Here is an 11,994-nt window from a genome sequence, read left to right on the forward strand (position 1 = left end):
ACCTCGCTGCTGCATGAGCTGGAACGTCGGCAAGCGCGTTACGGCTTGCAGGCAATCTGCTGTGCCGGGGGAATGGGTACCGCAACCATCATCGAACGGCTGTGAACGAGGCCCTCACCGGCAGGCAGGGCTCTCTCCTGCTGGTGGGGCCACGCAGGAGAAGGTATGCCCCGTATTGATCCCGTCCCCCTCAACGCTCTGCCGCAGCCCCTTGCAGAAGCAGTGGCCCGGGGGCGTGCCAGCCGGATGCTGAGCTCAAGCCTGCCCGTGCAGGTGTGGGCCCACTGTCCGCAGGTGGCCCAAGCCTGGCTGGCTGCCCTCGAGGAAATGCATGTGAACGGCGTACTCGATGGCCGACTAAAGGAATTGGTGCGCCTGAAGATCGCATCCATAACAAGCTGCCGTGCCTGTCAGGTTGCTCGTAAGGACGACCGTGTGAGCGAGCAAGATATTGCCTGTTTGTCGGCCGATAACGAGCGCTTTTCCGGTCCGGAGCGGGCAGCACTGCGTTATGCAGGACTGTTCGCCGGTGACTATCTGTCTATCGACGATGCAGTTTATATCGATCTGGCGCGCTGGTTCTCCACACCTCAAATCGTCGAACTCAACCTATTTTGCGCATTGATGTTGGCTGGTGGTCGCATGACTTACGTGCAGCAAGCTTATGAGGAAATCCCTGTATGAGTATTTACGACATTCCTGTGCAACGTATCGATGGGACTCCGGCAACCCTCGGGGACTATCGGGGCAGGGTGCTTCTAATCGTCAACGTGGCCTCGGCCTGCGGCCTGACCCCTCAGTACGCCGGACTCGAAGCCCTGCAGCAGAAGTACCGCTCGCAAGGGCTGGTAGTCCTCGGCTTCCCCTGCAATGACTTTGGTGCTCAGGAGCCTGGCAGCGAGGCCGAGATCCAGAGCTTTTGCGAGGGGCGCTTTCAGGTGAGCTTCCCGCTGTTTGCCAAGCTCGGCATCAACAGTGAGCGTCATCCGCTCTACGACGCACTGATAGCAGCCATGCCGGTAGCCACGTCGTCGGTCGACGGCCGGTTGCGCGACGTACTTGTCGAGCACGGACTGCTGCCTGCCCGCGAGAGCGATGTGATGTGGAACTTTGAGAAGTTTCTGGTTAATCAGGATGGGAGTGTTGTGGGGCGTTTCGCACCAGACATCGCACCGGATCACCCGGCTCTGGTAGCTGCCATCGAGTCGCTGCTGGGCTGAGTTGTTTGTAGATCAGATTTCTTTCAAGAGGAGGAGCCCATGTCGGAGGTGAAGGTTTTTGTGTTGAAGAACGGCCCCCTGAAAGTAGAGGGCGCCATTGAACTGTTACAGGACGGTTCCCCATTGGCCTTGCAAGGCACAACCGCCTTCCTGTGTCGCTGTGGCGCATCCGCAAATAAGCCTTTTTGCGATGGGGCACACAGCCGGATTGGCTTTTGCGATGTGCCAGTGACGGCAGGTGTCTGACCAGCGGGCGCCGGCCCGACAGGCGTGCAGCCCAATGAAAACACTAGGAGGAGAGAGTAGCAATGACCGACAAGATTGAATCTGCACTGGAGCGCGCCTTTGCCGGTGTCGCCAACAACTACGGTGGTGACGATGTGGATCTCTACCCGATCTTTCGGGAGATGCGCAAGAATTCACCGATCATCGCCGAAGACTTCATGAGCAAGATCGGCGTTCCGAACATTGCCCGTTACGACGCCGAACGCAAGACCTTCACGGTTTTCAAACACAAGGATGTGATGGCCGTACTGCGCGATGCGGCAAACTACACCAGTGGCTTTATTGCAGAAGGCCTTGGTGCCTTCTTTGACGGCCTGATCCTGACTGGCATGGACGGAGAAGCTCACCGACGGGCCCGTGCGTTGCTCCAGCCAATCTTCATGCCTGACGTGGTGAATACATGGCGCGATACCAAGATGGATCCCATCGTTCGCAACGAATACCTATTGCCACTGGTGCCTAAAAAGAAGGCTGATCTGATGGATTTCGGCCTTCATTTTCCGATCCGCCTGATTTATGCGCTGATCGGCTTTCCTGACGACCAGCCCGAGAAGGTCGAGCAGTATGCTGCCTGGGCGCTGGCGATCCTGGCCGGTCCGCAGGTAGATCCGGAAAAGGCCGCCGTTGCCCGCAAGGCTGCGATGGAGGCCGCTCAGTCTCTGTACGACGCGGTCAAGGAGGCTGTCGTCGAGGTTCGCAGGAATGGCGCCGAAGGCAACGACCTGATTAGCCGTCTGATCCGTGCCACCTATGAGGGACGTTCTCTGGACGACCATGAGATCACCACTTTTGTTCGTTCCTTGCTGCCCGCAGCCGGCGAAACCACTACCCGTACCTTTGGCTCGCTGATGGTCCTGTTGCTCGAACGGCCGGCGGTGCTCGATCGCGTGCGCAAGGACCGTTCTCTGGTACCCAAGGCCATTGACGAGGCGATCCGCCTGGAGCCGGTGGCTACGTTCAAGGTGCGCCAGGCCGCCCAGGATCTGGAACTCGCCGGCATGCAGATCCCTAAGGGAGCGATGATCCAATGCATCGTTACCTCCGCCAATCGGGACGAGGACGTTTTCGACAACAGCGAAGAGTTCGACATTGACCGCAAGGCAAAGCCGTCCTTCGGCTTCGGGTTCGGCCCGCACATGTGTATTGGCCAGTTTATTGCCAAGACCGAACTCCAGGTTGCGCTCAACGCCATTCTCGACATTTTCCCGAACATCCGCCTCGACCCGGAGCAGCCTCGACCGCGCATCACCGGTGCCCAGCTGCGCGGCCCTCACGCGGTTCCGGTGATTTGGGACTGATGGCTGAAGCAATAAAACTGAACACATATCAAAAAAGTGTTTAACAAAATGTAGATGTTGGACTAAACTGAAACTCCAATATCGATCCACGCCCGTCGTGGACTCCATTCCAACAGGGGACATAAATGAAACTGGAAGATCTGATTCTCGTCAGCGTCGATGACCATGCTATCGAGCCGCGTGGAGCGTTTGATCGCCACATGCCGGCTAAATTCAAGGGGCGCGAGCCCAAGGTCGAGCAGCGGGGAGGGCGAGACATCTGGGTGTTCGAGGAGCAGGCCACCGGTTACATGGGCCTCAACTCGGTAGTCGGCCGTCCGAAAGAGGAGTACGGCATGGAGCCGCTGTCCTACGAGCAGATGCGTCGCGGTACTTGGGACATCAAAGCCCGTGTCGATGACATGAACGCCAACGGTGTGCTCGGCTCCCTGTGCTTCCCGACCTTCCCCGGATTTGCCGGTCAGCGCTTCCAGGTCATGCCCGACAAGGCAGTCAGCCTTGCCGCCATCCAGGCCTACAACGATTGGCACTTGCACGACTGGTGCAACGCGGCCCCTGGCCGTTTCATCCCCCTGATGATGGTGCCCTGGTGGGACATGCAGGCCGCCGCCGCGGAAGTAAAGCGCCTGGCTGCTCAGGGCGTGCATGCCCTGACCCTGTCCGACAACCCCACTGTGCATGGCTACCCGTCCATCCACAATGAACACTGGGATCCCCTGTGGAAAGCCTGCGCTGACAACAACGTGGTTATTTGCTGCCACATCGGCACCGGGGTGAAGGCCGCCCACGCTTCTGATGAGTCTCCGATCGACGCCTGGATCACCTCCATGCCGATCTCCATCTCCAACTCGGCGGCGGACTGGATCTGGGCTCCGATGTGGAAGAAGTACCCCAAGTTGCGCATGGCCCTGTCGGAAGGCGGTATCGGCTGGATTCCCTACCTGCTGGAGCGGGCGGACTTCACCCACAACCATCACAACGCGTGGACCAACTCCAACTTCGGAGGCAAGAAGCCCAGCGACATCTTCAACGAGCACATCATTACCTGCTTCATTGAGGATGCCTTTGGTCTGAAAAATCTTGACGCCATCAACGTGGACATGGTCACCTGGGAGTGCGACTACCCTCACTCTGACTGCACCTGGCCGAATTCCGCTGACGTATTTTGGAAGCAGGCGCAGAACCTGCCCGTCGAGATCATAAATAAGATCTCCCACCTCAATGCCATGCGCGAGTTCTCGTACGATCCGTTCGCCATTCTCGGTCGTGAGAACTGCACTGTCGGCGCCCTGCGTGCTCAGGCCGGCCACGTGAATATCGAGCCGGCCCTCGGGCTGGGGGGCGCAGCTCCTGAGCGTGATCCGACCAAGCCGGTGACATCTGGTGACATTAACAGGATGTTCGCTGCTGCCGACGCGCAAACCGCGCTGTAAGACCCGAGTCACACCTGTTCCCGGGGCTGCGGCCCCGGGGTAATTGCCGACCCCTGAAGGGAGAGGCAGGGCAGCGCGCACCCCGAACATCGTCCGCCATATGGATCCCACTTACTTGATTAAGACCGCTCCATGTCCATTGATCAGTTCAAATACAGTCGTATCCCGCCTGAGGCTGAAGCCTTGCGAGGTGAGGTACGCCAATTCCTCGCAGATGCGCTGAAGGACTACCCCGTTATTCGCCGGGCTGATTCCTGGATGGGCTTCGATGAAGAATTCAGTCGTCGCCTTGGTGCCCGCGGATGGGTTGGCATGGCGCTGCCGAAACGCTACGGCGGCTCCGATGCGAGTCCGTTCGCTCGTTACGTTGTGATTGAGGAACTACTGGCTGCCGGCGCTCCGGTCTCGGCACACTGGTTTGCCGACCGCCAGAGCGGTCCTCAGATTCTGCATTTCGGCACTGATGCCCAGAGAGATCGGCACCTGCCGGCAATCTGTCGTGGCGAGCAGTATTTCTGCATCGGGATGAGCGAGCCCAACTCCGGCTCCGACTTGGCCTCGATCAAGACCCGTGCCCGCCGCGAGGGTGACAAATGGGTGGTTAACGGCCAGAAGGTGTGGACCACCAACGCCCACCGTTCCCATTACATGATTGCGCTGGTGCGCACTGCCGAGAACAGCAAGCGTCAGGAAGGGTTGTCACAGTTCATCATCGATCTGTCTCTGCCAGGCATCACCATCCGTCCCATCAAGGATCTGACTGGTAGCGAACATTTCAATGAAGTGTTCCTTGATGAGGTGGTGCTGGGCGCCGATGCGCTGATCGGCACCGAAGGGGAGGGCTGGTCCCAGGTGACTGCTGAGCTGGCTTTCGAGCGGAGCGGTCCGGAGCGTTTCCTGAGTTCTATCGCCCTGATCCACACTCTAATCGATGCGGTGGGCAGATCGCCCGACGCCCTGCAGGCCAAGGAGATCGGTCGGCTGGCGGCCCGCCTCGTCACTCTCCGCAATATGTCACTGTCGGTTACTTCCCAACTTGCGGCCGGTGAGAACCCGGCCTGGGCGGCGTCCTGTGTGAAGGATTTGGGCGCTGTCTTCGAGCAGGAGATTCCCGAGCTGGCCCAGTTGCTGGTCGAGATTCCGCCGACGGCTGAGGGCGGGAGGGATCATGCCCGGGTGCTGGCCTATCTGACCCAGATGGCGCCTTCGTTTTCATTGCGTGGTGGTACGCGGGAAATTCTCCGCGGCATCATCGCGCGCGGATTGGGGTTGCGTTAACCATGCGGGAAATCTTCGATTCGACCGTCGAGCGTCTGTTCGTCGACCTGGTCAGCACTGACAAGGTACTGACCGCCGAAACCTTGGGCTGGAATGCCGAACTTTGGGCCGCCCTGGAGGAGTCCGGCTTCGGTCTGGCTGCCGTTCCGGAAGAGCAGGGCGGGGCTGGGGCCACCTGGGCCGAATTGGGTGGCGTTGTACGCTTGTGTGGCCGTTTCGGGCTACCGCTGCCGCTGCCCGAAACACTGCTCGCTAACTGGTTGCTCGGCGTGTGCGGGCAGGAAATCCAAGCAGGTCCGCTGTCCTTCGCGGCCGGCGGCCAACTGACCCTTGCAGATGGCAAGGTCAGTGGCTTGGCAGCCGACGTGCCTTGGGGCCGAGACGTGCCAGTGCTGATGGGGATCACCGCTGGCGATGCACCGACTCTGGTGCTGCTGCCAGTCGAGGCCGCAGCTACCCGCACTTTGTGCAGCAATACTGCTGCTGAACCTCGAGACACCTTCTGTTTCGAGGCCGTCCAGCCGCTGCTTTCCGCTCCGCTGCCAACGGGTATTCCCGCCGATGTGCTCCTGCTTGGCGGGGCCATGCTGCGTTCTGCCCAGATTGCCGGTGCCCTGCAGCGGATACTCGAGATGACCATCACCTATGCCAACGAGCGGGTCCAGTTCGGCAAGCCTATCGGCAGCTTCCAGGCCATCCAGCACCAGATCGCCGTGCTCTCCGAGCACACAGCGGCCTCGGTGATGGGCGCCGAAGCAGCCTTCGCCCAGTCTGCCGTTAGCCTTTCCCGCTTGGCGGTGGCGAGTGCCAAGGTGTGCGCCTCGGAGGCCGCTGGTATCGGTGCTTCAGCTGCCCACGCAGTGCATGGGGCCATCGGCTTTACCCATGAGCATGCGCTGCACCTGACGACTCGTCGCTTGTGGAGTTGGCGTAGCGAGTTCGGAACCCTTACCCACTGGTCCTCTGAACTCGGCAGGGCCTTGTGTCAGGGCGGGGCCGCGCTCTTCTGGCCGACCCTCGTCGCAGGTCATCTCGAAACCCCGGCCGGAGCCTCCGTATGAAGCCCTTTCTGATTGTCGAGCGGGAGGATGCGATCCTCACTGTGCGCATGGACAGTCCTGAAACCCGCAACGCCCTGTCCGAGCCGGCCCAGATGCAGGAATTTGTGGACCTGTGCTCCACCGTCAAGGCTGACCGTTCGGTCAAGGTCGTCGTTTTATCCGGCAACGGTCCGGCCTTTTGTGCGGGCGGCAACGTCAAGGACATGCGGGAGCGTGGTGGCATCTTCGCCGGCTCGCCCTACGAGCTGCGTGACAGCTATCGCAACGGCATTCAGCGCATTCCGCTGGCCCTATACGACCTAGATGTGCCGGTGGTGGCCGCAATCAATGGTCCAGCCATTGGTGCCGGCCTTGATTTGGCCTGCATGTGCGACGTGCGCATCTCGGCCGACACGGCGAAGTTTGCTGAGAGCTTCGTCAAGCTGGGCATCGTACCCGGCGATGGCGGCGCTTGGCTGCTGCCGCGTATCGTCGGCATGCCAAAGGCGAGCCTGATGGCCTTGACCGGGGACACAATCGACGCAGTCAAGGCCCTGGAGTGGGGTCTGGTGACCGAGGTCGTACCTGCGGCCGAACTGGAAGGCGCAGCCCTAAATATTGCCCGTAGGATGGCGGCCAACCCCTCCCACGGCCTACGCCTTACCAAGCGTCTGCTCCGAGAAGGTCAGCACATGCGCCTAGATTCCCTGCTGGAGCTGTCGGCAGCCTTCCAGTCGCTGGCTCACCACACTGACGACCACCAAGAAGCCGTCCGCGCTTTCCTTGAGAAGCGCACCCCGCTGTACACCGGCCGCTGAGCCGGAACAACTAAAAGATCCAATCTGGAGGAGCAACAGAATGCGAACCGTCTTCCGTGAAGACCACGAAATGTTCCGGGACATGGCCCGCCGCTTTATCGACAAGGAAATTGTGCCCCATCTCCACGACTGGGAGACGGCAGGCATCGTACCGAAGGATGTCTGGCTTAAGGCAGGTGCAGCCGGGCTGCTGTGTTCCTGCGTACCGGAGGAGTACGGTGGCGCTGGTGGTGACTACGGCCATTCGGCCGTGATGATTGAGGAGTTGGCCCGGGTTAATGCGACAGCGGTGGGCTTCACCACTCATTCCGAGATCGTCGCCAACTATCTGGTGGCGTATGGCAGCGAGGAGCAAAAGCAGAAGTGGCTGCCTGGCATGGTCAGCGGCGAGATCATTGGCGTGATCGCCATGAGCGAGCCGGGTATTGGCAGTGACCTGCGCTCGATGCGCACGGCAGCCCGCCGGGACGGCGACGAATATGTGATCTCCGGCCAGAAGACCTTCATTACCAACGGCGGCAATGCCGATCTGGTGGTGGCTGCGGTCAAGCTAGATCCTGCCAACAAGAACCTTACCCTAATCTGTGTCGAGACCGACCGGCCCGGCTTCTCCAAAGGGCGCCTGCTGGAAAAGATCGGCTTGAAAGGGCAGGACACGGCCGAACTCTTCTTCGACGAGGTGCGCGTGCCGGTTGAAAACCGGCTGGGTGAGGAAAACGAGGGTTTCAGTTATCTGTTCCACCAGCTCGCTTGGGAGCGGCTGATTATCGCCATCCGTGCAGCCCAGTCCATTGATACGCTGCTGGAGGAAACCATTGCCTACACGCGTGAGCGTAAGGCCTTCGGCAAGCCGGTGTTTGACTACCAAAACACCCGTTTCAAGCTGGCCGAAGCCAAGGCGCAGTCCACCATGCTGCGCGTTTTCGTGGACCACTGTCTGGCGCAGGCTCTCACCGGAGAACTCTCGGCTGACGTGGCTGCAATGGCCAAACTGATAGGCTCCGAGATGCAGGGCAAGCTCCTTGACGAGTTCCTGCAACTCCACGGCGGATATGGCTTCATGAGCGAATACAAGATCAGCCGCGCGTGGGTTGATGCCCGCGTAGCGCGGATTTACGGAGGTACGTCCGAGATTATGAAGGAGATCATCGGCCGCAGCCTTTGAGGCGAGCCGGTGTGGGCATTCGTGTAAGCATTGTCGTCCGTCGCTCAACGATTCATCTCCACTTCAAGGCCCGTTTTCACGGGCCTCTTTTTTCGCGCTCTTGCGTGGGGGAATGATGAAAGCTATTGCGCTGTCCCTTGGCGGCTCCTCTTGGCGCCCCGCCGCGTCCTTCCTGGGACGCTATTCCATCGGTACCAAACTTCTCGTTGCACCGGTTCTGATTGTTTTTCTGTTGCTCAGTGTGGCTGGCGTTGCCTGGTATGGCATGGACGGTCAGCAGGACGTACTGCGCTCCTTTGAACAGGTTCGCTTCGAGCAATACCGCAAGACCCTGGTGGCTTCGTCAGCGGCACAGGACACGATGGTCAGTACATACGCGATGGTAGTGCGTTTGATGGAGCCAGGCGCTGAGGAGCGTAAGGAGGAGATCGTCCAGTACGCTGACGATCTCAAAGCCAGTGTCGCGGAACTCACCGGAATCATCGGGGCAAGCGCGAACCGCCCGGATCTGAACAAGGAGGAGAAGGTCCTCTATGATGAATTGCAGGGGCAGGTCCAGGTCTTTGCTGAGGCGGTTGGCGAGCTGACATCCACGGCGGCGGCGGATCCGGAAGGCAGCCTCCGCCGACTCAGTCTTGTCCGCAAGGAGTACGACCGCGTCTTCGGGCAGATCTCGGCCCTAGTCCGCCTGCAGGACTCCCTGGCCAAGGAGGACTTCGCCAGTGCCCACCTGATGGCGAGGGAGGTTGTGGCTGTGGTGTCCGCTGTATCCGTACTGGCGATTTTGCTGGCCCTAGGAGTGAGCCTGCTGGTTCGCAGTCAGATCGTGGATGCCATCCGTGCTATCGAAGAGGCATCCATAGACTTGCGATCAGGTGATCTTACGCGTCGGGTTGCAGTCGTCGGCAATGACGAGGTGGCGCGTACTGCGCGGGCCTTCAACGAGTTGGTGGACGGCTTCCAGAAGGCTGTAAAGAAGGTCGGGCAAGTTTCGACCGTGGTGGTGGCTTCTGCCGAAGAACTCTACGGCGCATCCGGACGGGTGGCAAGCGGGGCCAACGATCAGGTTCAGGCTGCGGCATCGGTTGGGGAAACGGTGCAAAAGATGATCCGCAGCGTCGAGTCGATAGCTGCCAGCGCCAATGACGTGCGTGAATCGGCGTCTGCTAGCCTGCAGGGCGCAAAGGCTGGACGCACTGCGCTGCAACGCCTGCTCGACGAGATCGTGCACATGCGTGGTGCTTTTGACCAGATTCGCGCCTCGGTGGGTGACTTCGTCCGTAGCACTTCATCCATCACCGAGAGCATTGCCCAGGTCAAGGAACTGTCCGGGCAAACCAATTTGCTTGCCCTGAATGCAGCCATCGAGGCAGCGCGGGCTGGCGAGCAGGGACGCAGTTTCAGTGTGGTGGCCGACGAAGTCCGTCAGCTTGCCGAACGTTCAGCGCTAGCTGCCAATTCTATCAACGGATTGACGCAGGAGCTTGGTCGTCAGTCGGACGCTGTTGAGCGCTCCCTTAGGGAAGGCACCCAGGCCCTTAATGATAGCCACCGCCTGACAGGGGAGTTGGAGGGCGTTCTGCAGAAGGCAAGTGTCCTGGTGGATGCGTCCCACCGGGGCATGGACCAGATTGCCGGAGCGGTTATCACTCAGCACGAGGGGAGTCAGGACATCGTTGTGGGTGTAGACCGCTTCTCGCAGCTGGCCGGCGAAAGCCATCAGCTCACCCGCGACGTGTCTCGGGCAGTGGCTCTCCTTAGGGAAGCGGCCGGTGAGTTGGACCGGGCGGTGTGCCACTTCAGGGTGTGAGTAATAACAATAGAAAGGATATGAGGATGTCGAAAAGCAGAGAGGGAGCCGCTGGATTGCCGGTTGCCCGTCCGACGCGGGAAGAGGCCGAGGAGGCCGTCCGCACACTGATCCGCTGGGCCGGGGACAATCCGGCGCGGGAAGGTCTGGTGGACACGCCGTCGCGGGTCGTGCGTTCTTATGAAGAGTTTTTCGCCGGTTATCAGGTCGATCCGGCCGAAATCCTCGCCCGTACCTTCGGAGAGGTGGGGGGCTACGACGAGATGATCGTGATGAACGACATCCGCTTCGAGAGCCATTGCGAACACCACATGGCGCCAATCGTCGGCAAGGTGCATATCGGCTACCTGCCTGACCAGCGGGTAGTCGGCATTTCCAAGCTGGCTAGGTTGGTCGATGTGTACGCGAAGCGTTTGCAGATCCAGGAAAAGATGACCGCCGATATCGCGGACACCCTTCAGCGGGTACTCCAGCCCCGGGGTGTTGCGGTGGTCATCGAGGCTTCCCACCAATGCATGACGACCCGCGGGGTCCATAAGCCAGGGGCCTGTCTGGTAACCAGCCGGATGCTCGGAGCTTTCCGCGAAAACCCAGCGACCCGCCGGGAGTTCCTCGGCATGCTTGGGCTGGGCGAGGGGCGCGGCGCCGCCAATCGCTAGTGGAGCGAGTCCGGCGACGATATCGAGGGGATCAAATCCCGGTCAGCTGCCACAGGTGTGGATCAGGAACTCCCGGAAGGCCTCGGTCGCCGCAGACAGCGGCGCGTCCTGTCGCCAGATTAGTCCCACCTCCATGTGGGGGACTGCGTCGAGGACCGGTCGGGCCTCGATCTTTTTCCCTTCCAGGGACCAGGGACGATAGACCATATCCGACAGGATAGTCACCCCGAAACCATGGGCGATCAGCCCTCGCAGGGACTCCATTGAGCTTGTGCGAAAAGCGATCGCGGGTTCAATACCCCTGGCCTTCCAGTAACTGCGGGTGGACGCCTCGCCCTCGTCCACGGTTAGCTGGATATAGGGATAGGCAGAAATATCCTGGAGAGAGGCGAAATCCTTGTCAAGCAAAGGGTGGGCCGCCGAGGCCCATAACTGGCGGCGCGAGCGCACCAGCACCTGATGGGCGAAGCGATCCCGATCGACGATATTGGTGAGGATTACGACACCCATGTCGATCTGACCGTCCACCACCGCCTGTTCGATGTTCTCCCGATTCATATCATTGAGGTCGATCTTTACATCCGGGTGGTGCATGCGGAAGCGTGCCAACAGGGATGGCAGGAAGTACCCGAGCACGGTGTATGACGCGGCGATGCGCAGCTCCCCTGCTTGCTGATGTGCGGGAAAGCAGGGTTCGCGCACCGCGTCGCGCAGGGCATTAAGGATGTGTTTGGCGTGCTGGTGAAAGCGGTGTCCTTCCGCGGTAAGTGCAACACCGTGGGGCAGGCGGTCGAACAGGCGCACGCCGAGGGTCTGCTCAAGCAGCAATACGGCATTGGTGATGGCTGACTGGGACACGTGGGCCCGGGTGGCGGCCATTGAGAACTGGCCGATCTCTGCTGCGGCGACAAAATAGCGCAGCTGGCGCAGGGTGATGCTGCTGTCGGCTTCCATGCGTTTTTCAAATACCTGAACTCAGTATTTGTGA

The 11,994-nt window shown here is 60.3% G+C and carries 13 protein-coding genes; 12 read left to right on the forward strand and 1 reads right to left on the reverse strand.

Annotated features, from left to right (window positions below; translation table 11 throughout):
• From B4920_RS30800 to folE, 12 genes are all read left to right on the forward strand, one after another.
• Positions 1-105 (forward strand): hypothetical protein (locus tag B4920_RS30800; protein WP_139379613.1); only part of this gene is annotated, 105 nt, incomplete at its 5' end.
• Positions 106-165: 60 nt separating this feature from the next.
• Entirely contained in the window at positions 166-684 is a 519-nt protein-coding gene (locus B4920_RS23760) for a carboxymuconolactone decarboxylase family protein (RefSeq protein WP_079437187.1), read from the forward strand.
• A complete protein-coding gene (locus B4920_RS23765; protein ID WP_079437189.1) occupies positions 681-1,220 on the forward strand; it encodes a glutathione peroxidase in 540 nt (179 codons plus the stop codon). The genes B4920_RS23760 and B4920_RS23765 overlap by 4 nt, the downstream gene beginning before the upstream one ends.
• A 39-nt stretch (positions 1,221-1,259) precedes the next feature.
• Positions 1,260-1,466 (forward strand): CDGSH iron-sulfur domain-containing protein, encoded by a 207-nt coding sequence (locus tag B4920_RS31060; protein ID WP_079437191.1) that lies wholly within the window; start codon positions 1,260-1,262, stop codon positions 1,464-1,466.
• A gap of 62 nt (positions 1,467-1,528) precedes the next feature.
• Positions 1,529-2,803 (forward strand): cytochrome P450, encoded by a 1,275-nt coding sequence (locus B4920_RS23775; RefSeq protein ID WP_079437193.1) that lies wholly within the window; start codon positions 1,529-1,531, stop codon positions 2,801-2,803.
• A gap of 125 nt (positions 2,804-2,928) precedes the next feature.
• A complete protein-coding gene (locus B4920_RS23780) occupies positions 2,929-4,236 on the forward strand; it encodes an amidohydrolase family protein (RefSeq protein ID WP_079437195.1) in 1,308 nt (435 codons plus the stop codon).
• Between the two features lie 132 nt (positions 4,237-4,368).
• Positions 4,369-5,514, forward strand: coding sequence for an acyl-CoA dehydrogenase family protein (locus tag B4920_RS23785; protein ID WP_079437197.1), 1,146 nt, complete (start codon positions 4,369-4,371; stop codon positions 5,512-5,514).
• Between the two features lie 2 nt (positions 5,515-5,516).
• Complete coding sequence (locus B4920_RS23790; protein ID WP_079437199.1) at positions 5,517-6,575, forward strand: acyl-CoA dehydrogenase; 1,059 nt, start codon at positions 5,517-5,519, stop codon at positions 6,573-6,575.
• Positions 6,572-7,372: a crotonase/enoyl-CoA hydratase family protein gene (locus B4920_RS23795; RefSeq protein ID WP_079437201.1), complete on the forward strand. Its 801-nt coding sequence runs from the start codon at positions 6,572-6,574 to the stop codon at positions 7,370-7,372. Before B4920_RS23790 ends, B4920_RS23795 begins: the two co-directional genes overlap by 4 nt.
• A 40-nt stretch (positions 7,373-7,412) precedes the next feature.
• Positions 7,413-8,537 (forward strand): acyl-CoA dehydrogenase family protein, encoded by a 1,125-nt coding sequence (locus B4920_RS23800; RefSeq protein WP_079437203.1) that lies wholly within the window; start codon positions 7,413-7,415, stop codon positions 8,535-8,537.
• A gap of 112 nt (positions 8,538-8,649) precedes the next feature.
• Positions 8,650-10,347: a methyl-accepting chemotaxis protein gene (locus B4920_RS23805; RefSeq protein ID WP_216820001.1), complete on the forward strand. Its 1,698-nt coding sequence runs from the start codon at positions 8,650-8,652 to the stop codon at positions 10,345-10,347.
• A 26-nt stretch (positions 10,348-10,373) separates the two neighbouring features.
• Positions 10,374-11,006 carry a GTP cyclohydrolase I FolE gene (folE, locus tag B4920_RS23810; protein WP_254051042.1) on the forward strand — a complete coding sequence of 211 codons (633 nt, stop codon included), beginning with the start codon at positions 10,374-10,376 and terminating at the stop codon, positions 11,004-11,006.
• Positions 11,007-11,048: 42 nt separating this feature from the next.
• On the opposite strand, the gene B4920_RS23815 is transcribed toward folE, so the two are convergent.
• A complete protein-coding gene (locus B4920_RS23815) occupies positions 11,049-11,960 on the reverse strand; it encodes a LysR family transcriptional regulator (protein ID WP_079437206.1) in 912 nt (303 codons plus the stop codon).
• Positions 11,961-11,994 lie beyond the last annotated feature (34 nt).

Source organism: Zoogloea sp. LCSB751, assembly GCF_002028455.1.
Classification (GTDB): domain Bacteria; phylum Pseudomonadota; class Gammaproteobacteria; order Burkholderiales; family Rhodocyclaceae; genus Zoogloea.